The following is a 23413-nucleotide window of genomic DNA, read 5'->3' on the forward strand; positions in this document are numbered from 1 at the left end:
CGGCGTGATCTGAGATAGGCGGGCGGCATGCACTGCGGAGCGGAAGGTGAATGAGTCAACGGTTCGCGTGACCGTCCTTATTGTCACTTACAATCACGCACGCTACGTGGCGGCTGCAATCGACAGCGCTCTCATGCAAGAGGCCGATTTCGGTGTCGAGATATTGATCAGTGAAGACTTTTCGACCGACGGAACCCGGAAGATTGTCGAGCGATATGTTTCCAACCATCCTGAAAGGCTGTCGGCGATCTATTCCGGCAGTAATGTGAGATCGAACGAAGTCGTCGCGAGAGGACTCCGGATGGCGCGTGGGCGCTACGTCTCGATCCTCGATGGCGACGACCTGTGGACATCCACGACCAAGCTGAAAGATCAGGCGGCCCATCTCGACGCGCACCCGGAACTCTCCGCAATATTCTACAATGCAGTCGTGGCGGATGGCGATGAGTTCACATCGACGCGGTGGACGCGGGCGGACCAGAAACCCATCGTGACGCAAAGGGATATCTGGGAAGGCAATCCTTTCGCGACTTGCGCCGGCATGATGCGAACCGCGTGCGTTCGAAATGTGCCGTGGTGGTATGCTGATTTCTTTCCGATTACTGACTGGCCGCTGTATGTGCTTTGCGCAAGGACAGCAGATCTCGCTTTTGTCGACGAGGTAGCAGGTGTCTACCGTCTGCATCCGGGCGGACTCATATCGGCACTGCCAAACCGACCCAAGCTGGATGCGATCGAAGGATTCTACCGGCGCATGGCGCAGGTCATGGACACGCAGGGGGTAAATTCTGCCCGCGGCGGCTGCTCCCGCTACTTCTATGAATGGTCAATGCGGTATCTGGTAGAAGGCGATTTGCCATCGGCCAGATCGTGCTTCCTGCGGAGCCTTCGCAGCGGTGGTATCGGACGTGACGTGGCCAAACGCGACATTGTCAGGTTGGGGCTGCACCTGCTGAAGTCCTCGGTGCTCCAGAGATGACGGCGATCCGTGACTTCGAGTATCGCGATCCGATCTCGCCGTTGCCACGGGAGGCTGCTCGCCCGAAATGGTCAGTGATGATCCCCGCCTATAACTGCGCCTGCTTTCTTGCCGCAACGCTGGAAAGTGTGCTGGCGCAGGACCCCGGCCCGGCTCAAATGCAAATCGAGGTGGTTGACGACTGTTCCTCCGATGATCCGCAAAGAGTCTTGAATGAAATCGGTGGGAACCGCGTTGGCTTTTTCCACCAGCCGCAAAATCTAGGGCATATCGGCAACTTCCATACCTGCCTGGATCGTGCCCAGGGCGAACTCGTACATCTCCTGCACGGCGACGACGCCGTCCGCCCCGGCTTCTACGAATTGCTCGGACGAGGCTTCGATGCGGACCCGAGTACAGGCGCGGCATTCTGCCGGGCGATCTTCATGGATGCCCACGGACAGGAGCTGTCGATCCCGCCTGTAATGCAGTCAAGCCCCGGACGGCTCGAGAATGCGGCGGTTCGACTGGCGTTGGAACAGCACATCATGACGCCATCAATCGTGGTGCGCCGCGCGGTCTACGAAGAACTCGGCGCCTTCGACCGGCGGCTCAAATGCAGTGAAGACTGGGAGATGTGGGTCCGCATCGCTTCTCAATTTCCTGTCTGGTACGAACCGCAGGCCCTTGCACTTTATCGGATGCACCCCCAATCGAACACAGGGCGCCATATCCGAAGTGCCGAGGACATGGCCTACACGCGAATGGCGATCGATATTTTCAAGAGCTATCTTCCAACCGAGCTTGCGGGCGATGTCGCCGCGTCGGCCCGGCGGACCTATGCGCTAAGCGCTCTCGAGACTGCGCGGCGACTGTTCGGCGCCGGCGATTGGGCTGGATGCTTGGCGCAGATGAGCGAAGCGTTCCGCTTCGATCCCTCACTCAAGACAATTGGTCGTATGCTGCGGCTCGTTGCAAGACAGGGAGGCAGGATTGTCCATCCTAGTTGAAACCGAGCAGCGGCCTGCAGGACTCCGGGAAGATGAACCGGTCCGGCTCGTTTTGGCCGGATGTGGAGCCGTCACAAAGCTCTACTATGCGGAAGCGCTTTCACGCCTTCAAAGCAGAGGCCAAGTTGCAGTCGCGGGGATATTCGATCCAGATGCGAAGCAGGCCGCACTCGTTCAGGCGCGACTGCCCTCAGCCAAGGTTGCGGCCAGTTTCGACGGCCTTTTGGCTATGGACGCCGATATTGCGATCATTGCTTCGCCACCTGGATATCACGCTGATCAGTCGACACAAGCGTTGGAAGCCGGGATGCATGTTCTGTGCGAAAAGCCGATGGCCACGAGCAGCTCCGAGGCGGCTCGTATCCTTGCGGCAGCGGGAGCCAACAATCTTCATGTGGCAACAGGGCTCGTCAGAAGGCAGTTCCCTGCGACGCGGTCGATAAAGGCCATGCTGGAGGGCGGAATGATCGGACGGTTACGAAGCGTCAGTTGTTTCGAGGGCGGCTCCTTCCAGTGGCCGGTGGCTTCGATGAGCTATTTCAGCTTCGCGGAGTCCGGTGGTGGTGTGCTTCAGGATATCGGCACGCATTGCCTTGACCTCCTGACCTGGTGGTTTGGAGAGCCCGACGAAATCCACTACGCCGATGACGCAATGGGCGGCGTCGAGGCGAACTGCCTTGTCCGGCTGCGTTTTGACGGCTTCGACGCGACGGTCAGGTTGAGCCGGGATTGGGCTCGCCCGAATCTGTACCGCCTTGAGGGCGAACGTGGCTCGATTTCCTGGACAGTCAATGAGACCGAGACTGTCGAGGTCGCCTTGAATGGAAGTCGCACGACAGGCTGCGTTTCCTTCACCAATGCCGACGGCCGGTCGCGCGATTTTGTCGATGCATTTTGCGATCAGATTTCGGGCTTGGTGGATGCGGTCCGAAATGGGGCCCCCCTTTCCGTGCCGGCCAGTGTTGGGCGCAATGTGGTCGATCTGGTCGAAGGATGCTATGCTAGACGGAAACTGATGGACATGCCGTGGCTCGGTCCGGAAGAATTGCTCCATGTCGCTGCTTCCGCCGGGACCAGACAATGACCGGCACTGTTGCAGTGCTTGGCGCCAACGGTTTCATAGGTTGCCGCACCGTGGAGTTGCTGCAACTTTCCGGCTGGGCGAATGTGAGGCCGATCGTTCGCAGGCCGGATGCTTTCGCCAGTCTGTCTCGCTTTGCGATTGACGCAATGGTGGCGGATGCGCGTGATATTCAAGCTCTTACCGCTGCCTTTACGGGCTGTCAGTACGTCGTACATGCAGTTGCCGGTGACGCCCGCACGATCGTCGATGCTATCGAGCCCGTCTATCGTGCAGCCACCGCTGCCGGCGTGCTTCGTCTGATCTATCTCAGCAGCGCTTCCGTTCATGGCCAATCGCCCCCGCCCGGGACGGACGAAACGAGCGCGCTGCATGACGATCAGACGATCGAGTACAACAATGCGAAGATTCATGCCGAACGCCGTCTCGGGCAACTGTCACGCGACGGCGCGGTGCAGGTAGTGGTGCTGCGGCCCGGAATTGTCTTTGGCCCACGCTCCAGTTGGACCGGTGGTTTTGCCGACGAGCTCATTGACGGTTCCGCCTACCTGGTGGATGGCGGTCGTGGCATCTGCAACAGCGCCTATGTCGACAATGTCATTCACGCGATCAAGCTCGCCATCGAAGTGCCCGAGGCCTCTGGGCGAACCTATCTGATCGGAGACCGGGAAGAGATCAGTTGGGCAGATCTTTGCCGACCGATCGCCGAGGCACTGGGGTTCGACCTGGCCGCGATTTCGGCTTCAGCGCCATTGTCATTTGCTCCGAGATGGAAACAAGGACTGAAGGAAAGCCAAGGATATCGGCGGCTTGTCCGAAGCCTGCCAAGGCCTGTTCGCAGCGGACTGAAGGCGGGCTATGCCGAGTGGCGGAAGGCAGGACGCAATGCGACCGGTGCGACTACGGCCCCAACGGTCATGGTATCGGAGGAGCGTGCACTTTTGCACCAGTGCCAGACGAAACTTCCATGGCGCAAGGCCGAGCGTGAGCTCGGATACCAGCCGGCTGTCAGCTTCGAGGAAGCATGTCGGCGATCTGTCGGCTGGTTGACCTTTGCCGGCTACCCGACCTGCCGAAACGGAGCGGGTGACAGATGACCACCCGCCCCGCTGCATCCAGCGTTTCAGTTGTCATCACGACCTACAATCATGCGCGGTTCCTTGCCGAAGCGATCGACAGCGTCCGCAACCAGACCGTGAAGCCGGATGAGATCATCATTGTGGACGATGGGTCGTCGGACAATCCCGAAAGTGTTGTTCGTCGATATGACGACGTCCACTACATCCGCCAAAAAAACCAGGGTTTGGCCGCTGCCCGTAACACCGGGATGACGGCAGCGCGCGGCGAATTCATTGCCTTCCTGGATGCCGACGACAGGCTGCGCCCGGTAGCGCTGGCCACCAATCTTGCCTTGTTTCACGACAATCCCGATTGCGCGTTGGTCTACGGTGCTTTCCGCTACATCGACGAGGCCGGTGCAGTCAGGAATACTGTACCACTGAGGTCGGTGGGCGAGGACCCGTATGCATGCTTCCTGACCGACAACCTGATTGGAATGCATGCGACGGTGCTCTATCGCCGCAGGACATTGGAAGCCGCCGGCGGATTTGACCGGTCACTGCGGGCTTGCGAGGACTACGACGTCTACCTTCGCCTATCTCGGGCGAACAAGGTGGCCTGCATTCCGGAATACCTCGCAGATTACCGTCGGCACGCAACGAATATGTCGAACAGCAATCCGATGATGTTGCGCGCGGCGCTGAAGGTCCTTCGCCGGCAGCGGGACGTCGCGCAGACCAATCCGGATTGGGCGGCCGCCTACCGTCAGGGTGTCGAAAAATGGAAGTGCTATTATACGGACAAGCAACTGGGACAGCTTGGTACAGCGCTTCGGTTCCGCTCTTCACTCGCCGGTCAACTCAGCAGCACTATCGCCGTTTCGCTTGCAGCGCCGTTACAGACCGCTGTGATGCTCCGGCATCGTCTCAGGCGCCGGTCAAGTCGGCACCGCTCGAGCGCCCGGTTCGGTGACCTCGAGCGTACCGTACCCTTCAGCACGGAGTTCGGTTTTGATCGCGGCAAGCCATTGGACCGCCGCTATGTCGAGACTTTCCTCGCGTCCTGTTCGTTGAACATATCCGGAAGGGTCCTGGAGATCGGTGACAACGCCTATACGATGCGTTTCGGAGGCAGTCGGGTTACCGCAAGCGATGTTCTGAACCGTTATAACGGCCACCCGTTGACAACCTTCGTGGGTGATCTGGCGAATAACGACGATCTGCCGTCCGAGACCTTCGATTGTATCGTACTCACCCAGACCCTGCACCTTCTTTTCGATCTACCTGCTGCAGTCGCAACCCTGTGGCGGATCCTGAAGCCGGGAGGCGTTCTCCTGATTACAGTGCCTTGGGTCAGCCCGATTGACAGGGGAGAATGGGGCGAGAGCTGGTTCTGGTCGATAACTCCGGCTGCCCTAAGGCGACTTCTGTCGGACAGGTTCGGGGCGAAGAACGTCGAAGTCAGTCACTACGGAAACGCGTATTCTGCTACGGCCTTCCTCTACGGCCTGGCGGAACATGAGCTGAATTCGGCATTACTTGATGTGCACGACCCCTATTGTCCGGTAATAGTCGCGGCGCGGGCTTTCAGGCGATGAGCGGCGCCGTGACAGCGCGTCAAACTGTCAGCAAATTCCTGCGACGGGGGCGCCTGCTTGCCGGTTTCGGTCGACCTATCGTGCTGATGTATCACCGCATCGCAGAACCGCTCGTCGATCCTTGGGAACTCGCGGTTTCGCCGCAAAATTTCGCACGCCAGATCGAACTTCTTACGAAAGCGCGGGACATTGTTCCCCTGCAATGGCTGGCGCAACGGCTTGGGGAGAGACGGTCACCGAGAAATGCGGTGGCAATCACCTTTGACGACGGCTACGCGGATGTCCTCCAAAACGCCGTGCCGATCATGCGGCGTATGAACTGTCCTGCGACTGTCTTCGTCACCACCCATGCGATCACCGATCCCTCAGTGTTCTGGTGGGACATTCTGTCCCGCATCATTTTGGAGATGCCTGCTCTCCCGAACACTCTGGAGATCGAGATCGCTGGCCGAAACTATGACTGGCGCGTTTGGGAGGACGCAATGCCGGCGGACTCCAATAACGCGATCAACCGCACGACGCTCCATTTCAACTTGCACGCACTGCTGAAGCCGTTGAGTGCACACGAACGCGAGAAGGCCCTTGAGCGGCTGGCAAGATGGGCAGGAACCGACGCCAGTCCCCGAGGGCGCGATCGCGCCATGACGCATTCGGAGCTGCGGCAGCTCGCCGACACCGATGGCGTTTCGATCGGCGCCCACACCTGTACGCACCCATCCTTGCCGCTACTGAAACGGGACGAGCTTGAACGCGAGATTTCAGGCAGCCGCCAACAATGCGAGGAGATTACAGGACGGCGGGTGGTGGGATTCGCATACCCGTTTGGAGATTTCGATGGCAGCACCGCCAACGCCGTAAGGTCTGCCGGCATAGACTATGCAGTAACTACCCTGCCGCGTGAAGCTGGGCCTCGCGTCGACCCTTACCGATTGCCGCGCGTTACGGTCGCCGATTGGGGTGAAGCTGACTTTCGGCGCATGGTGCTGTGCCATGGCTGACAATTCAGGCGGACAGCCGCGTGTCACGGCAATTATAGTCGTGTTCAATGGTGAGAGTTATCTCCGGGAAGCTGTTGACAGCATTGTAGGTCAAAGCTTCACCGACTGGGAACTCCTCGTTGTCGACGATGGCTCGACTGACCAGTCGTCCGCCATCATACGCGGTTATGAGCAGCGGCTGCCGGGCAAGGTGCGACTATTGTCTCACCATGACAATGGCAATCACGGTATCAGCGCCTCGCGCAACCGTGGACTGACGGAAGCGCGCGGCGCCTACGTCGCATTTCTCGACGCAGACGATGCATGGCTGCCCGAAAAGCTTTCCGAACAGGTCTCTATTATGGAAAGCGATCCGGCGCTCGGCATGATCTATGGCCGGACTCTGATCTGGCATAGCTGGCAAGAGGCTGCTGACCGCGCGGACTTCTACTACCCGCTCGGCGTCGAACCAGACACCCGATACGAGCCTCCCGTGCTGTTTGAGCTGCTACTTCAGAACGAGGTCCAGACGCCGACAACATGCAATGCCCTGATGCGTTCAAGCTTATTCGCAACGCTTGGGGGGTTCGAGAACAGCTTTCGCCTGATGTTCGAGGACCAGACGTTCTTTGCCAAGGCGCTCGCATTCGCGCCCGCCTACGTGTCCGGCCGGACCTGGGCAAAATACCGCCAGCATTCTGAAAGTTGCTCTGTTGCCTGCTCTGAGGCAGGCACTGACGAGGCCGCGCGTATCACGTTTCTCACATGGCTAAATCGCACAATGGCGGATAAGGGCGCCTCTTTCCGCATTCGTTCAGCAATCTGGAAAGCGCTTGCGCGCGAGCGCCGCAAGGTGATCAAGCGAAGTATCAAAGGATGGCTTCGGCGATGACTTCCCTGCCGCGAGTGACGATCATAACCCCCTTCCTCAATGCGGAGGCAACTCTGGGCGAAGCGATCGCCAGCGTCCAAGCCCAGACAGTTGCGGACTGGGAGCTTTTGCTGGTCGACGATGGCTCGACGGATGACAGTGTCAGGATCGCCAATGATGCTGCAGCAACCGATCCTCGGATCAAGGTGCTGAACAGGCCTCCCGGATCCAAGCGTGGCGCGGCGGCAGCGAGAAACGCCGGAATAGAGGCCGGCAGCGGCGATTTGCTTGCCTTCCTGGATGCAGACGATCTGTACGAACCGCATATGCTCCGGACGGTTCTGGCGGCAGCCGATGCCAACCCGGAAGCCGCAATGATCTTCGGGCCGACGAGATGGTGGTATCCAGACGGTGAGCGCCCCGACTGGATCGAGCCGACGGACGGGCTTGCTGGCCGTTTGCATCAGCCCCCGCGGCTTCTAAGGCGACTTCTGCTGATCCAGAACGGTCACGTTCCGTGTACCTGTTCGGTGCTCTTGCGAAGGAGCGCGATCAGCACGGTCGGCGGCTTTGAGGAGCGCTTCGATCTCTATGAAGACCAAGCTCTGTGGGCGAAGCTATTCCTGCGTCTTCCCGTCTTTGTCACGCCTGTAACTCTGGCACGCTACCGGCAGTATTCCGGTTCGACGTCGGCGGCGGCGGCTGAGCGAGGGGTCTACGACGGCATGGGGAAACACCCTGCCCGCGCTGCATTCCTCGACTGGGTCGCGCAACATTTGCAGGAGAGTGGACTGCGAGGCTTCCACGTCCGATGGACGCTGCGGCTGGCGCGTGCGCCCTACGTCGCGCCGCCGACGATTGGAAGCAGGGCCGACCGGCTTATCCTGAAGATCATGATGTGGACAGCAAAGCAACAGCGCCGGATTCGGCGTAAACTCGTGCGTGCTTCAGTTTGAAAGCAAGCGTCAACGCCTAGTCACCCATCGGTGCGGAAAGCTGACACTGCCGAAGCCGGGTTGGGCGGTAACCGGTCGGTTGTCGAGCAAGCCGGGCATGACATCGAACACGGCGGCGGTCTCGACCTGGTCTTCGACCACTCTGTCGTCCGCCACTAGCGCCACATCAATCCTGTAGCGCCCTGGTCTCAGCATAAGGCTCTCTACATGCACCGTGTAGACTTCGCCCTGACGATCATGCTCGGAGTGCTCCATCGTGTCGAATGACGTCACAGGATCGCCGAGGTCGTCAATAATGGTAATAAGGCATTGTGCAAGTTCGCGCGGCCCATCGACCTGAAGCCGAAAAACCGCCGGCTGCCCCGACGCGACGGGACCCGTTTTGTTGAAAACCTCGATGCCGACGACACGCAGGCGGCCTCGCCCGGTGCGCGTCGTTCGTGTACTCAGATCGGTGCTCGCTCGCGCTTCCAGTGTCTGCAGATAATTCCGGACCAGGTCGCCCGTCGGGCCGTCGGCCAGGATCGTCCCGCCGTCGATAAAAATTGCGCGGTTGCAAAGCCGCTGCAGAACCGACATCTGGTGGCTAGCGATCAGCACTGTGCGGCCCGTTTCGGCGACGCTTTCGGCCTTGGCAATGCATTTCTTCTGGAATGCGGCATCGCCAACGGCCAATATCTCATCGATCACCAGAATATCGGGATCGACATGCGCGGCAATCGCGAAGGCCAAGCGTAAGTACATGCCGCTTGAGTAACGCTTAACAGGCGTGTCGAGAAACGGCTCGATGCCGGAGAAATCGACGATTTCATCGAGCTTGGATCTGATCTCGGCGCGGCGCATGCCGAGTATCGCTCCGTTGAGATAGATGTTCTCGCGGCCGGTCAGCTCCGCGTGGAACCCCGTGCCGACCTCCAGCAAAGCTCCCAGCCGTCCGCGTATCGTCGCGCGACCGGAAGTCGGCTCCACAATCTGCGCCAATATCTTGAGAATGGTGCTCTTTCCCGCGCCGTTGGGTCCGATCACGGCAAGGACTTCGCCCGCGCGCACCTGGAAGGAGACGTTCCTCAGGGCCCAGAATTGATCGTCTCCACCGTTGCGTCGACCCAAAGCGGACTTCCTGTGAAGGATTCGCCTTGCGCCGCTGGCCAGCGCGTCCCGCAAGGTAGGGAAGCTATTGTTCGCCACCCCCAGTCTGTAGGCCTTGGAGAGATTGGTGGCTTCAATCACTGTGTCGGTCATTGCTCAGATCAGGTCCGGAAACGCGCGTTCGGACTTTGAGAAAATAGCCAGTCCGGCAACGAGAAGGGCCAGCGAGGAGAGAGTCGATATCGAGATCATGACCCAATCGGCGGGCGTGCCCAGTACGCTCCAGCGCATGGCTTCGACTATCCCCACCATAGGGTTCAGGCTGTAGAGCGGCCGCCAAAAGTGCGGCACGAGATTGCCCGGATAGACAACCGGAGTCATGAACAGAACTATCTGAAGGCTGAACGGCACGAGATATCCCACATCGCGAAAGCGGACATTGATCGCAGATAGTGCCACTCCCAGCCCCGTCGCCGACGCAGCCATGACGAGCACGAACAGTGGCAGGAAGATCACCTGCGGTGCCGGCCAGATTCCGAATGCCAGCAGCGCCGCGAACAAAAGAGTGAGGCCGACGATTATATCGGTCAGGCACGTGGCCATAGCGGATATGGGAATGATCAGACGCGGAAAATAGACGCGCTTCACAAGTTCCTGGTTGCTGACAAGGCTGCCCGTCATGCTGCCAACCGCTCGCGAAAAAAAATTCCACGGCACGAGCCCACACAGGACAAACAGCGGGTATGGCGCTCCGTTTGATGAGATGCCCACGAGTCGGCCAAACAAGACGCTGAAGACCGACATGGCAACGAGCGGCTGCAGCATTGCCCAGAGCACACCCAGATAAGTCTGGCGGTATTTGACCTTGAAGTCGCGCCAGGCCAGGAAGAACACAACTTCCCGATATCGCCAAAGTTCGGAAAGGTCGATCAGCCGCCGCTTGCGGGACGGATCGATCACTGTCTCAACAGCTAAAGGTTGCGGGTCTGTCCGTACCGACACTATGATGGCGTCCGCCCTCCCTTGACGGCCCCATTGAGGCCTACATTTCCGCGCAGTGCAATCAGGACTTTCTCCGAAGTCTATTCTCGGGGAACGCTCGAATGCCTGGACTATTGTTCAGCCTCCGCCAGCCGGCTCTGCGAGAATAGCCACCGCGGTGATTCCGGATCAGAAACAGGAGCCCTAAGACCCCTGCGCCGAAACTGCCGAGGCAAAACGCCCAGCGCCACGCGTCGAGCCCAAATGGCTGGAGCGGCGCAAGCCAGCGGGAGATGAAGATGTAGCAGTGGGGGCCAAGGGCGGCGGTGGTGCTGACGAGAAGGATCAGCATGCCACGGCGTCTGGGGGGCAGGATTTCCGTCAGGTAGGAAATGACCAGAGGTGGAAGGCCCCAAGGGCGATGCCCGAATGCCACGCAGCACTGTAAAGGATTGGATGTCTCGGCTAAACGCGGCAAGGAGCGAGACCACAGTGAGGAACAGCAACACGCCAGAGAGCACCAACTTTCGCCCGTAACGATCGGCGACCCATCCCGTGGGGCCCCAATGAACATCGAGGACGGTAGCCAGGAGAGTTGCGCCGGATCAACCGGGATTGGGTGGCTCGGAGAATACTGCGGAAGGGGCGCTGTCGATGCGATTTCCGCGACATCGAAGCAGAAGGCGTCGGCACAAACGATAAGCACCAGGAGGTGTAATCTCGTCAAGTCAGGCCGAGGTTTGGTGCAGCCCGCCATGGTCGAACGCACACAAGATCGCTTTGTCATCTCACAACCGGCGCTGTGCCGCCGCCACCTCATAGCTCGTCTCGCCGCTTCAAGGCGTGCCATCGCCCGCTGCCGCAGATCTACCGAATAGGCTTCGCCATCAGTCAAGACCTCCACGGCCGGGACATCGAATTTGATTTGCTCAATCTTGGGAATCTGGATTCAGCCAAAACGCGAACCGCTCTAGCCTAGGAGTCTAGGCTACGTGCGCCTCCGATAGCAGATGACCTCTTCGATAGTGGGTCTCGCGATGTAGCGCTCTCCGCTAGCACCAATCAATCAAGATCAAGCAGTTGCGTGAGCAACCGCTACCACCAGCCACACTCTGGGTAGACGTCGACGCGCGTCGGAGAGTTTTCGTTAGTCGGCGGTGGCACGCGCCGGCGGGATTGTCTTGATGCGACGCGGGATCTATTTCGCGAGCCAGCCACCGTCAAAGCGTCAAAGGGCAGGATCGCTCCATCACGTACGACGCTGCGCCCGCGCTAGGTAGGACAAAGTCTATATATTTTAGTTACCGAGCAATCTTCAGCGCGGCCGATGGCTAGCCGGAAAGTATCTGTGCGCGCCAAGCATCTTCTTCATTCGGAGCTGCTGTCAGCCTCTTATGAGTGACTCGACGAAACCGGCCAGCACAATCAGGACAAGACCTCCCAGCAGCCCTGCTATTCCGGCTCCGATTAACATGGTCGGCGTCAGGCCGTGGGCGTGGTGGCGGATGAGGCGCCCAACCCCCGGAATGCGCGCGGAGGGCCACACAAAGAGCAAGCCGCCGATGCCGCCAACAAGCAGTCGGCTGTCCTGCCAAGACAAAAACTTGGCACCCAGCGACCCAGGCCATTCCGACCGCGGCGCCGCAGACAAATTCTACAAACAGCAAGTATGCTTGGGACCCCAGGCATGGCTAAGGGAGCTCCACCATAGAATCCTACGTCGCTGGGTCTGCGGACGCTCCGAGTGAGCGCATCGCGCAGAGCCTGTTCCCACAACGCGCCGAGTTGTTGCACGCAAGCATTTCGATATATCCGGAGATCGTAGTGCATGAAGGAGACGAGCCAAATGCCGTCGGCGACTTCGGTGATTCCGAGCCTCTGGCCGGCGAGCACGGTGGAGATGTTGATCTTCTTCTCTTCTTCCTGTGCATGCAGCCGCGCAGATGCCGCCGCAGGGCGGCGCTCCTCCTCACTGTGTCTCGCCGCCGCCACGTCATTGCCAGGCAGCCGAAGTCAAAGGCCCGTGGCCAATTCAGTGGTCCGCGTCCGATCCCACGGCTGATCTCGCAATGCGGTCGGCCTTTCCGCGAGCATAGCTAGGCATCTTGACGGCAATGATGGAGAGAATACCGATGATTGTGCCGGCGATCACATCTATCAAATGATGACCGCCTTCCGGCAGCGTGGCCACAATCATGGCGGCATTCACCAGGGCCAACACGACAAAAAGTGGCCGGATGGTCCGCGCGGCATAGACCACTGCCAATCCAAGTGCCGTGTGGAACGACGGGAACGTGACGAGCCCTGTGCCTTTAGTCATAATTAGATCAAACGGCTCGCCTGATCGCAGCGCCATAAGCACATGATGGTGCCACATTCCGGCATCAGTGGTGAAGTTCGAAAATAGCCCGCGCGCCGGCTTGAAATAGGCATAAGCGCCTTCAGCTGGTGCCAACGCCATCAGTGCGCCCGTGAAGACCGAGGCAACCGCTAGAAGAGCCACAAACTCCAGTGCTCGTTCTCGTTGGTTTCTCACCGCGTGGACTAACAAAACGAGCGGCATTTGAAACGCCAGCGCATGATAAGCAAAAACCAGGACGGATGCTGTAGTCGGCTGGTTGGTCGTGGCCAGAAACCACCGCCAGTCGAAACCGAGGCAGGAATCGATAGAAGCTAGAACCGGGTCTGCCAGCGGCCTTGAGGTGGCCGACGCCAGGTACATGAAGACGGTGGTTGAAATGGCGAGCGGTATGAATGCTACTGCGGAAACGACCAGGATTCTCAAGCAGCCACAAAGATGTTTGATTATGCTGGCGATTGGGCTTGTATCAGATCTCAATCTATGGAGGGCAATTGCCGATGCCATCCAAGATGCGCTGAGGACAAGGGCCACCTTGCCTATGTCAACCCAGTTCCTCGGTGAAAAATCGACTGTAGAAAATGGCAACCAAAAAATGTCAATCAGCCCGAAAATAGCTGTGACCAAGGCAATAGTTACTAAGTGATTTCGAGTTTCAACACCTCCGTCAGCCAATGAAGCATTCCTAACGCCGCCGTGTAAGATCACCAGGCATGCCCTTACATCTGTACACTGCAGGTCAGCATGGGGCACAGTCACTGCCATCGGCACAATGAGGATAAAGACGGAATGAGCATTGGCGTGGTCTGCCCATAGGCTTCGTATTCGGGGAACACCGCTCGCAAGACCCTCTCCTCGTTCACGAGCCGCCGATATTGGAAAGCCAGGGCAATCGCGCAGATTGCGACGGTCGCCCATGTCGCGTTGCCGAGAAGAATGCCGAGCAGGACGATCGCTTCGCAGACGTAGAGCGGGTGACGCACGATCTGGTAAGGCCCTGCCGTGACGAGCCGCCTGGCCTGCGCGGTGATGCTGAAGGATCTGCCAAGCCAGAACAGGCACAAGATGCAAAGAGCGAAACCAACTATGGTGGTCAGGTCCGCAACAAACTCGATCTGCGGAGCTGCCTGGATGCGAGGGACCGCGATCAAAGTTGCGGTGGCAAAGCATCCGATGAGCGCAGAGATTCGGGGTTCAATTCCGTGCGCTGTTCCCAGGGGCGGAAGACGCGCCACTGTCATCACAACGACGAGCACGAGAAAGCCGAGAGCGGCGACATCTGCGGTGAGATCGATAATCCACGCCACAGTCCATTCTGCGCCGGCAAGAGCTACCAAGAACGTTGCGGCCTTCAAAGTCGCGCAGAACGTGAAGTAGAGTGTCATCGTTGCACGCCCGACGAAATCACGTATCTCTGGCGGAGGGAGCTTCATTGATTCTGCCCTTCGGAATCACTGGATAGGCGAGTTGCTCGACGTAAGTTGATGGAATCGGATCATCCACGCCATAGCGCTCCGGGACAGCGTTACCGGGCAGGTACATCGTTCCGAAGAGCGCATCGATCAATGAAAGTTGACCTGCGAAGTTCTTGTCGTATGCCGCGCGCTCGTGAGCGTGATGCCAATGATGGAACTGGGGTGACGCGATCAACCACCGAAGCGGGCCGATATTCAGCCTGACGTTGGCGTGCAGCAAAAGCCCGTGGACGTGAAAAATTAGTGCAAACAGGGCGATCGCCGAGCTGCTGAAACCCAACAGATATACAGGCACGAGCGACGCGCTCTTTGTCAGAGCCTGATCAACAGGGTGAACCCTGTGCGCTGCCAACCAGTCCAGTTCTTCAATGCTGTGATGAATCGAATGGAAGCGCCACAAAAAGGGAACGGCATGGAAGGTGCGGTGGGCCAGGTAAAAGCCAACGTCCGCAATGACAATGATCTCTGACACCTGGAGCCAAACAGGTTGCGATGATACTGCGCTGCCGACATAGGCCGGCACCAGCCGCCCCACCGTACTCGTTGCTACCGTGATAACCGCAATCAGGCCAAGGCTTATCGGGATGCCATTAAACAGCGCATACACGAGATCATTGAAGAAGGCTTTCCTAAATATCTTCTGATGGGGGCGCAGAGCGAACAGGTATTCGATCGGAACGAAGATCAGAACCGCAATTAAGAGCGCTTTGATATTCAGAATGTCCATACGGCGTCCCGCCGGCAAGACGCAATCCAAGCACTTCGCCAATTTGAGCGCAAGCTAATGGTTCTCGGAGATTAGTTGAAAAGGTAATTTGCGCGCCAAACATGTCAGGCTGAGAGCCCGCCTAGTGGATGGAATCTAACGCTTGGTGCCCGCGTTTGACGGCGGCAATGATCTTGTCGGGGTCGGCGATCCGAGAGAAGGGTTTGGGTTGCTGGTTGTGCTCTACGAGGAAGCGGTTGATTGCCGCTTGGAGGTCGACAACGGATTGGAAGACGCCGCGCTTGAGGCGACGTTTCGACAAGTTGGCGAAGAAACCCTCGACCGCGTTGAGCCACGAGCACGACGTCGGCGTGAAGTGGAAGGTGAAGCGCTGATGGCGGTCGAGCCAAGCGCGCACCTTGGGGTGCTTGTGGGCGGCGTAGTTGTCGACGACGACGTGGACGGCCTTGCTGGCCGGCATTTGCGCCTCGATGGCGTTGAGGAAGCGGATGAACTCCTGATGGCGATGCCGCTGCATGTTCTTGCCGATAACGGTGCCGTCGAGCACGTTGAGGGCGGCAAACAGGGTGGTCGTGCCATGCCGCTTATAGTCGTGGGTCATGGTGCCGAGCCTTCCCTTCTTCATGGGCAGGCCGGGCTGGTGCGGTCGAGCGCCTGGATCTGGCTCTTCTCGTCGACCGACAGCACGATTGCGTGAGCCGGCGGATCGGCGGATCGACATAGAGGCCGACGACGTCGCGCAGCTTATTGACGAACTGGGGATAGTTGGAGAGCTTGAACTGGCGCCAGCGGTTGGGCTGCAGCCCGTGCGCCTTCCAGATGCGACGCACAGCTTGCGCTGATGCCAGCCGCTTGCGCCATCATGTCGGCGGTCCAGTGCGTCGTCTCGCTCGGCAGATTGACAAGCGTCAGCGCCACCACGCGCTCGGCCACCTCGGGTCCGAGCGCGTGGTCGGCGTCCTCGGCGATTACGGCGGCTGATGATCCTCGAACCAGAATGATGACTGGCGTCGCGAGATAGTTCCCACCGACGGCAAGGGAAAATGCGATGTCATGACGATACGTCCCTTGTCCGAGCAAGCCTCTAGGAATGCCCACCGCGTCCGACGTGCCTGGTCAGGGTCCGTGTCGTACCGAAAGCTCCAGTCGGGGTATATGCATTGCATCGGCCAATGCATGAGATCGCCGGAAAACACTGCCCCTACGCCTCGAGATCTCAGGCCGATGGCTACGTGCCCCGGGGTGTGGCCCGGCGTCGGCTCCAGCCACACTTCGCCATCGAGTTCATAATCCATATCGACAAGCACAGCCCGACCAGCCTCGACGATTGGCAGCACATTGTCCTCATAGGTCCGTTCGTCGGCATCGCCGGAGGCGGCCTGTGCGGCCTCGAACTCGCGCCGCGCCATGATGTAGCGGGCGTTCGGGAATGTCGGTATCCAACGCCCGTCCACCAATCGTGTGTTCCAGCCGCAATGGTCGATATGAAGATGGGTGCACAGCACATAGTCGATCTGCTCGGGAGCAACACCTGCATTCGCCAGGCGCGCCAAAAAGGTGCCGTCATTGCGGCGATGCCAATGCCGGAAGTATGCGCACGTCTTGTCGTTGCCGACGCAACTGTCGACCAGAATAGTGTGGTGGCCGGTACGAACCAGAAAACTCTGGATGGGAAGAATAAGCCGGCCGGTTGCCGGCGATATCAATCGGGGCGTGAGCCAATGAAGATGCGGTTCGAGTGCTTCGTCGGTGCAGTCGGGGAACCATTCCGATGGCGTCCGCAGAGGGTCGCACATCTCCAGAATTCTGGTTACCCAGATATTCCCGATTCTCCAATCGTCCATTGATGCGATCCTTCTTCGATCGAGGACGGATCGCTAGATATAACATTTGCGGCAAGATGGCGTCAGACCTTTCTTCCGATAGGAAGACGGAGGCGCTCGCGATGTGGGCGCGCTTACGATCGGGTACCAATCGTTAGATCTTAACCACTAGAACCGTGAGTTGCCATAGATCTGTAGCGCCAGCGTGCAGATAGCAGCGATCGAGATCGGCACGCCGAACGGGACGACGCCTTTGCGGTCCAGATGCTGAACGTAGACGCGGAAGGCCCCTTCGGGCAGCATCAAGGGATTCTTCACGACTAACGCGGTCGCAAGCGCGAAGACCAGCAACAGCACGGAAAACACCAGGAGCCCGCTGCCGCCGATCAGAAACGAAACCACCGCCATCAGTTTGACATCGCCAGCGCCGACCTTGCGCATGGCCCACAACAAGAAAAGCGCCACGAACAGCAGTAGGCCGGCAACCGCGCTCAGGCCCATGTCCCACCACGACCCGCTGAGGATCGACATAACCTGCAGCGAACCCAGCCCAAGACACAAAAGCAGCAGCACGTCACGGTTAGATATTTTTTGGGTCGTGAAGTCGAGCCATGCAATCCTTGCCAGCAAAGGAACCGCTAGCCCCTTCATCAGCAGCGCTCCGGCAAGCAACATGTAGCGCCTTACCGTTCGAGATTCTTCACGCTGGACGACAGGAGTCGCAAATTGTTGGCGACGGTCGGATCGTTGGGAGCCAGTTCGTATGCTTTGAGGAAATTACTGCGCGCGTCCTGCAGCTTGCCGCGCAGCAGATAGGAATAGCCGACATTGTTGTAATATTCGGGCGTTGGCCCAATGAGCCGGAAGGCCTGGCCATAGGCCCTGTCGGCGAGATCGAAGCGGTGGATGCGGTCGCTACAGGCGGCGAGGCCCAGCCATGCGGCACCGTCGTTGGCGGCGAGTTGCGTCGCCTTGTAGAACAGGGCGCCCGCATTGCCATAATTTTCCGAGCGGAACTGGTTCTTGGCTTCGGCAACGGCTTGGTCGGAGGCATAGTATTCGACGTCGCTGACCGTCTTCAGTCCGTCGAAGGCATCGCCGAAGGCAGTAAGCTCCACTTTCGCCGGCTCGTTAGTGCGGACGACCCCCGTTGGGTCCGTCGCATTCGACTGACAACCGGAAAGCACGACAACCAGCAAACTGGCAGCGGCAACGAGGCACATTGGCCTTTTCATTTTATCCCCCAGGGATCTTGCCGATCCCGTCCCCTGACCAAAGCACATCCCTGTCTAGAAGAAAATGCCCTTCATTCGAATGATCACCGGAAGCATCACGACCATCATCACAACAGGAAAGATGCATAGCCCCAGCGGTATCATCATCTTGACAGGCAAAGCATTGGCGCGTTCCTCGGCGAAGAGAATTCTTTGTCCCCGCATTTCGTCGCTGTAGACGCGCAAGGCGTCCGTCAAACTGGTACCGAGCTCTTCCGATTGACGGAACAGCACAGCCAGCGCGCGCGCCTCCTCCAGTCCAACGCGGTCGGATAATTCGCGCAGGGCCTCGCGCAACGGCTTGCCCGCGCGCAACTGAAGATTCATGATTGCGAGTTGGATGCCGAGCCATCTATGGGTGCCAGCCAGTTCGCTGCCGACACGCTCGACAGCCGCTTCGAGGCTCATGCCGGCATCGGCACAGGTGATCATCATGTCCATGAAATCCGGAAAGCCGCGACGATAAATCTGCTTCTGTCCCTTTTCGAATCGATCGAGAGCAATGCTCGGAATGACGATGCATCCCAGCCCAAGCAGGGCAGAGCCTGCAAAGGTGACAAGACCGGGAAGTCCGGGTGGCAATATCCGCGACAGGAGCGCAAACGTCACGGAAAAGCCAAGACAGACCGCACCAAGGCGCGACAGAGTATAGATCATTGGCGCGCTTGACTGATAGAAGCCGGCGCGAAAGAGCTTTGCGTCCAGCGCGCTGGGCTGGTCGCGTTCTTTTTCGATCGATCTAAAATATGCGTCGACGGGCCGCTGTGCTGAAATCTTGGCCAGTTCTTCCTGGCCCAAAAGCGAGCGGCGGTTAGGAATGCCCTCTGCCATGAGGCTTTGCGCAACCAGCTTCCTCGTCTGCAGCGCCGGCAAGAAGACGAGCGCGCCAACCAGGAAAAACGCTACGGCCGCCAGGAAGACGGCAATGGACACCAGAAGGCTTATATCCTGGGTCACCAACTCTAAAGCTCCGCTCCCTCAAAAATCGAAATTGACCATACGGTACATAATGAAGTCGCCGAGCAGCGCCCAGAATCCGAAAACCAGGAACACTGGCATGATCAAGGGGCTGTCCCACACATCACCGTAGTAGCTGGGGGCCAGGCCCGTGAGGATGGCGAGCATCAAGAGAGGAAACAGGGAAATGATCCACGCGGACATTCGCCCCTCGGCCGAGAGCGCCCTAATCTTCAACCTGAGTTTCTGCCTTTCGCGCAGCACCACTGAGAGATTCGACAGAATTTCGGTAAGATTGCCGCCAGTCTTGGCCTGAATCGACAGCGACACTGACAGCAAATGCAGACCTTCGAAACCGACGCGTTGCGAGAGTTTTCGCACCGCGTTTTCAAGGCTAAGGCCAAAGGTGATCTCGTCGGAAACAATGCCGAATTCGGTGCCCAGCGGATCAGGCATCTCTCGTGCGACAAGGCTTACAGCCACGGAAGTCGGATGACCGGCACGCAGCGAACGCACGATCATCTCAAGGGCATCCGGCAATTGCTTCGCGAATTTCTGGATTCGCCTGGCGCGCGCGCGACGGAGGACCAGAAACGGCAGGACGAATCCGATGAGCAGAAAGATGATCAACGAAACCACGGCGGAGAAGTGCAGCAGGAACGCAAATACCAGGGCCAGAGCCAGTCCACCGAGAGTAAATGTCGCGAGGAACGACAGCGGATTCCCGGTAACGCCGGATTGGGTGTACAGCCTGTTCAGGCCAACAGCATTGAAAAGAAAATCGCCCGAGCTGGTAAGCCCACGTTCTCGCAGCAATCCCTGCAAGGTCTGTTCGGCCGGAGCGTCATCGGCGAGCCGCTTCAGCCGACGGTTGATCGTGCTGACGGTTGAGCGCCGCTTGGAGTAAGTTACATACAGAGCCTCGGCCGCGAGGATGAGGGACGCAGCCGCCAGTACATAGATAAAGTAGAGCAACGTCTGGCCGGTCGGCATTAGAGCGGGACCTGTGGGTTGAACGCGTCCTTGGCGAACTGATGGCCAAGCGTCGCCGCTTCCTGGGCAAAGCGCGGACGAATGCCGGTCGCACGAAATTCCCCAACGATCTGGCCCTCGGCAGTCACATCGCGGCGGACGAAATGGTAAAGTTCCTGAACCTGTACGACATTGCCTTCCATACCGGTGAGTTCTGATATGGAAACAACCCGCCTTCCACCATCGGAAAGCCGTTGCGTCTGCACAATGACGTCGATGGCCGAGGCAATCTGAGCCCGTATTGAATCGTGGCTCATCGGCATGCCAGCCATACCGACCATCTGTTCCAATCGCGATATCGCATCTCGGGGCGTGTTGGCATGAATGGTGGTCATTGAACCTTCATGGCCGGTGTTCATAGCCTGCAGCATGTCGAAGGCTTCCTCGCCGCGCACCTCGCCGACGATGATGCGGTCCGGCCGCATGCGAAGCGCGTTTTTCAGCAATTCGCGCTGGCGAACTTCGCCCTTTCCCTCAACATTGGGCGGACGCGTCTCGAGACGGCCCACATGCGGCTGCTGCAGCTGCAGTTCCGCTGCGTCCTCGATGGTGATCAGGCGCTCCCTGGCTGGGATGTAGCTCGACAAGGCGTTGAGCAGGGTCGTCTTGCCGCTGCCTGTGCCGCCGGAAACGAGGATCGACTTGCGGGCCTGCACGGCAATGCGCAACAGGTCGATCATCGGCTGGCGGATCGAATTAAACGCCATCAGGCGTTCGAGCGAATAGGGATTCTTGGAGAACTTGCGAATCGAGACCAGCGGGCCATCCACCGAGATCGGCCGCACCGCTATGTTGACTCGCGACCCATCTTCCAGCCGCGCATCGACCATTGGCGCCGATTCATCGACGCGCCGGCCGATAGCCGAGACGATCTTGTTGATGACACGTAGGAGATGGGCTTCGTCGCGAAAGCGGATCGCCGTCTCCTCTATGACGCCACGCCGCTCTATGAAGACTCGCTTGTGGGTGTTGATCAGAATATCGGAAATCGAATCATCCTTGAGCAACGGCTCGATCGGACCCAGCCCTAGCATCTCGTCGGCGGTGTCGCTGGTCAATTGGTCAAGTTCGCGGGCGTTAAGCGGCACGTTGCGAGCACGAACGAATTCCCGCACGATGGGGCGGATCTCGTTCAGGATTTCCTCCTTGGACGCACTCTCAAGGGCCGTCAGGTTGAAGCGATCAATCAAGTGGCGGTGGAGCTCGACCTTGAGCGTAAGGAAATCCTCCCCCGGTGATTCGAATTCCGCAGAACGGGAGAGTGCGGGGACTGCCGGCACGATCGGATCGAGCTTCGGCTCGACCCGCGGCTCGCTTGACCCTTTGGTGAACCGGCCCAGCATTTTGCGCTACCCCCTTGGACTCGCCTTCGGGGGTAGTAAACGTTAACCCCGAAGACGGCAGGCACCGAGCACGTTCCCGAACTCAATACTTCTTGCATATTTAACATCCAGGTTGAAAAAACATCTCATCTAATCGAACGAGGCGTCCGGCCGCAAATATACAAGGGGCTGCCAAAACACCGCCTCGCGTCTTTTTGGCCACGATGGCCCCTTTCGGGCTCCGGCAAGCCCTTGGATATAATGGAATATGCCTATCCGCTAATATCGCCTCGCTTCTGCCATAGAAGCGGCGAAATTGTGAACGGATGGTTAAAAGACAGGCGAAAAGCAGGCAGATTCAATGTCTTGCTGCAGACAGAACCTCGAAACGTTAATACCATTTCAGGCACAGCACAGGTATAAAGAAGTTAAAGAACCGTTAACTTGTTTGACTCTGCTTTTTATCGGCCCCTAGGATTAAGTCGACGGAGGATGCTCAGGTATGCGATTTCATCCTTGGCTCGTCTCGTCAGGGTTTGAACCTCCAAAGGGAGAAATTTGGCATGAAAAAGCTCATGACGATGACCCGGCAGTTTCGCGACGACGAACACGGCGCTGCCATGGTCGAATATACCATCCTGCTCGGCATCATCACTGTCGCAGTGATCGCCACCATCATTCTTGTCGGTGGCTGGGTTGCCGGCCAATGGACGGGGCTTTACGCGCTGTTGCCGTGATCGCTTTAGTCCTACCAACGACGCCGGGGGCTCTCCCGGCGTCGATCCAGGCGATGGGTGAACGGAGTCTGGCGGGGAAAGAAAGTGCGTGCAAATACTGTCATCATGATCGTTCTCGCCGGCGTATTCGGCGTGCTCGCGGTGGTTCTTGCCAATATCTGGCTGACCAGTCAACGCAGTGCTATGGCGAAGACTGACGTGCCGCGCGACACCATCGTGGTCGCGGCCGTATCCTTGAAATTCGGCGACACGCTGTCGGCCGACAAGCTGCGTGAAATCGTATGGCCGGCGGGCGCGGTTCCGGCCGGTGCTTTCAAGACGACAAAGGATTTACTGGCTGGTGAAGGCACAAAGCAGGCGCTGCAGGCGATCGGCGCCAATGAACCCGTTCTTGCCACCAAGATTACCGGTCCCGGCCAGCGCGCCACTCTTTCGGCGGTGCTCGGCGAAGGCATGAAAGCTGTTTCCATCAGAGTCAACGACGTCCTCGGGGTCGCAGGATTCGTTTTCCCAGGTGATCGGGTCGATGTGCTCCTGACGCGCACCGTGCGCAACCCTGGAGATGCAGACCAGAGTTTCGTCGACGTGCTGTTGCAGAGCATGAAGGTGCTCGCCGTCGACCAGGTCGCCGATGAAAGCACCGACAGCCCGACGGTGGTGAAATCGGTGACTGTCGAGGCTAGCACCAAGGACGCCCAGAAGCTGACGCTGGCCGCCGGCGCCGGCCAGTTGTCGCTCGCGCTTCGCCAGGCAGCCGCCGGCAAGGACGAGATCACCCAACGCATCACGCTTTCCGACCTGACCGGCGAAACGCCGGCCGATGTCGCAGCCAGGCAGGCCGAACTCGCCAGGCAGGCGACGGCCGATGCTGCTGCGGCAGCCGAGCGCAAGCGCGCGGACGACAAGATCAATGGCCTGACTCGGGCCGTCGAACAGGTCGGAAACCGGCTCGACGACTTGAGCAAAGCAAAGCCTGCTCCGGCCGTGACCTCGGCACCCGAAGCGCAAGAGGTCGTTAAGGAAGTGATCAAATATGTGCAGCCGGAGCCGTCAGCCCGTGCGACTATCGGCGTTTTTCGGGGCGTGAAGCTCGAAAAATATGACGTACCGCGACAAAGATAACTCTGG

General features: G+C 58.8%; 22 protein-coding genes and 2 pseudogenes. 11 read left to right on the top strand and 13 right to left on the bottom strand.

Annotated elements, in window-relative coordinates; all coding sequences use genetic code 11:
- Positions 1-46: 46 nt before the first annotated feature.
- Genes NKJ17_RS24995 through NKJ17_RS25030 form a run of 8 tightly spaced genes read left to right on the top strand, consistent with a single transcriptional unit; the run spans position 47 to position 8509 of the window.
- Positions 47-979 (top strand): glycosyltransferase family 2 protein, encoded by a 933-nt coding sequence (locus NKJ17_RS24995; RefSeq protein ID WP_352690516.1) that lies wholly within the window; start codon positions 47-49, stop codon positions 977-979.
- Positions 976-1968 (top strand): glycosyltransferase family 2 protein, encoded by a 993-nt coding sequence (locus NKJ17_RS25000; protein WP_352690518.1) that lies wholly within the window; start codon positions 976-978, stop codon positions 1966-1968. The genes NKJ17_RS24995 and NKJ17_RS25000 overlap by 4 nt, the downstream gene beginning before the upstream one ends.
- Positions 1931-3052: a Gfo/Idh/MocA family protein gene (locus tag NKJ17_RS25005; protein WP_352507980.1), complete on the top strand. Its 1122-nt coding sequence runs from the start codon at positions 1931-1933 to the stop codon at positions 3050-3052. The genes NKJ17_RS25000 and NKJ17_RS25005 overlap by 38 nt, the downstream gene beginning before the upstream one ends.
- 14 nt (positions 3053-3066) lie before the next feature.
- Positions 3067-4146 carry an NAD-dependent epimerase/dehydratase family protein gene (locus NKJ17_RS25010; RefSeq protein ID WP_352690519.1) on the top strand — a complete coding sequence of 360 codons (1080 nt, stop codon included), beginning with the start codon at positions 3067-3069 and terminating at the stop codon, positions 4144-4146.
- Entirely contained in the window at positions 4143-5705 is a 1563-nt protein-coding gene (locus NKJ17_RS25015; protein WP_352507982.1) for a glycosyltransferase, read from the top strand. The genes NKJ17_RS25010 and NKJ17_RS25015 overlap by 4 nt, the downstream gene beginning before the upstream one ends.
- Entirely contained in the window at positions 5702-6703 is a 1002-nt protein-coding gene (locus NKJ17_RS25020) for a polysaccharide deacetylase family protein (RefSeq protein WP_352507983.1), read from the top strand. The genes NKJ17_RS25015 and NKJ17_RS25020 overlap by 4 nt, the downstream gene beginning before the upstream one ends.
- Positions 6696-7574 (top strand): glycosyltransferase family 2 protein, encoded by an 879-nt coding sequence (locus NKJ17_RS25025; protein ID WP_352507984.1) that lies wholly within the window; start codon positions 6696-6698, stop codon positions 7572-7574. Before NKJ17_RS25020 ends, NKJ17_RS25025 begins: the two co-directional genes overlap by 8 nt.
- Positions 7571-8509 (top strand): glycosyltransferase, encoded by a 939-nt coding sequence (locus NKJ17_RS25030; protein ID WP_352507985.1) that lies wholly within the window; start codon positions 7571-7573, stop codon positions 8507-8509. The genes NKJ17_RS25025 and NKJ17_RS25030 overlap by 4 nt, the downstream gene beginning before the upstream one ends.
- A 9-nt stretch (positions 8510-8518) precedes the next feature.
- On the opposite strand, the gene NKJ17_RS25035 is transcribed toward NKJ17_RS25030, so the two are convergent.
- From NKJ17_RS25035 to NKJ17_RS25050, 4 genes and pseudogenes are all read right to left on the bottom strand, one after another.
- Entirely contained in the window at positions 8519-9619 is a 1101-nt protein-coding gene (locus NKJ17_RS25035) for an ABC transporter ATP-binding protein (protein ID WP_352507986.1), read from the bottom strand.
- 135 nt (positions 9620-9754) lie between these two features.
- Complete coding sequence (locus NKJ17_RS25040) at positions 9755-10558, bottom strand: ABC transporter permease (RefSeq protein ID WP_352507987.1); 804 nt, start codon at positions 10556-10558, stop codon at positions 9755-9757.
- 1836 nt (positions 10559-12394) lie between these two features.
- Positions 12395-12493 (bottom strand): annotated as a pseudogene (locus NKJ17_RS34110) (transposase); the annotation flags it as partial.
- Positions 12494-12611: 118 nt separating this feature from the next.
- Complete coding sequence (locus NKJ17_RS25050) at positions 12612-13301, bottom strand: phosphatase PAP2 family protein (protein WP_352507988.1); 690 nt, start codon at positions 13299-13301, stop codon at positions 12612-12614.
- Between NKJ17_RS25050 and NKJ17_RS25055 the strand changes: the two genes are divergently transcribed.
- Positions 13300-13584, top strand: a complete 285-nt coding sequence (locus NKJ17_RS25055) for a hypothetical protein (RefSeq protein WP_352690522.1) — start codon at positions 13300-13302, stop codon at positions 13582-13584. The two genes, NKJ17_RS25050 and NKJ17_RS25055, sit on opposite strands and share 2 nt — an antisense overlap.
- Before the next feature lie 109 nt (positions 13585-13693).
- Here the strand turns inward: NKJ17_RS25055 and NKJ17_RS25060 are convergent, their stop codons facing one another.
- From NKJ17_RS25060 to NKJ17_RS25100, 9 genes and pseudogenes are all read right to left on the bottom strand, one after another.
- Positions 13694-14323, bottom strand: a complete 630-nt coding sequence (locus tag NKJ17_RS25060; protein WP_352507990.1) for a methyltransferase family protein — start codon at positions 14321-14323, stop codon at positions 13694-13696.
- A 19-nt stretch (positions 14324-14342) separates the two neighbouring features.
- Entirely contained in the window at positions 14343-15140 is a 798-nt protein-coding gene (locus NKJ17_RS25065; protein WP_352507991.1) for a sterol desaturase family protein, read from the bottom strand.
- 121 nt (positions 15141-15261) lie between these two features.
- Positions 15262-16085: pseudogene (locus NKJ17_RS25070) on the bottom strand (IS630 family transposase); the annotation flags it as partial.
- Between the two features lie 23 nt (positions 16086-16108).
- The gene (locus NKJ17_RS25075; protein ID WP_352690524.1) at positions 16109-16984 is read right to left on the bottom strand and encodes an MBL fold metallo-hydrolase; all 876 of its coding nucleotides are present in this window, start codon (positions 16982-16984) and stop codon (positions 16109-16111) included.
- Positions 16985-17131: 147 nt separating this feature from the next.
- A complete protein-coding gene (locus NKJ17_RS25080; protein WP_352507993.1) occupies positions 17132-17638 on the bottom strand; it encodes a prepilin peptidase in 507 nt (168 codons plus the stop codon).
- 8 nt (positions 17639-17646) lie between these two features.
- Positions 17647-18198, bottom strand: coding sequence for a hypothetical protein (locus tag NKJ17_RS25085; protein ID WP_352690526.1), 552 nt, complete (start codon positions 18196-18198; stop codon positions 17647-17649).
- A gap of 54 nt (positions 18199-18252) precedes the next feature.
- Positions 18253-19194, bottom strand: a complete 942-nt coding sequence (locus tag NKJ17_RS25090; protein ID WP_352507995.1) for a type II secretion system F family protein — start codon at positions 19192-19194, stop codon at positions 18253-18255.
- Positions 19195-19215: 21 nt separating this feature from the next.
- Positions 19216-20187 carry a type II secretion system F family protein gene (locus tag NKJ17_RS25095; RefSeq protein ID WP_352507996.1) on the bottom strand — a complete coding sequence of 324 codons (972 nt, stop codon included), beginning with the start codon at positions 20185-20187 and terminating at the stop codon, positions 19216-19218.
- A complete protein-coding gene (locus NKJ17_RS25100; RefSeq protein WP_352507997.1) occupies positions 20187-21569 on the bottom strand; it encodes a TadA family conjugal transfer-associated ATPase in 1383 nt (460 codons plus the stop codon). The genes NKJ17_RS25095 and NKJ17_RS25100 overlap by 1 nt, the downstream gene beginning before the upstream one ends.
- Positions 21570-22111: 542 nt before the next feature.
- On the opposite strand from NKJ17_RS25100, the gene NKJ17_RS25105 reads away from it, so the two are divergent.
- Both NKJ17_RS25105 and cpaB read left to right on the top strand, forming a co-directional pair.
- Entirely contained in the window at positions 22112-22285 is a 174-nt protein-coding gene (locus NKJ17_RS25105) for a Flp family type IVb pilin (protein ID WP_352507998.1), read from the top strand.
- Between the two features lie 84 nt (positions 22286-22369).
- A complete protein-coding gene (cpaB, locus tag NKJ17_RS25110) occupies positions 22370-23407 on the top strand; it encodes a Flp pilus assembly protein CpaB (protein ID WP_352507999.1) in 1038 nt (345 codons plus the stop codon).
- The last annotated feature ends 6 nt before the right edge of the window (positions 23408-23413 follow it).

Source organism: Mesorhizobium sp. M0208 (assembly GCF_040322015.1).
In the GTDB taxonomy this organism is placed as follows: domain Bacteria; phylum Pseudomonadota; class Alphaproteobacteria; order Rhizobiales; family Rhizobiaceae; genus Mesorhizobium.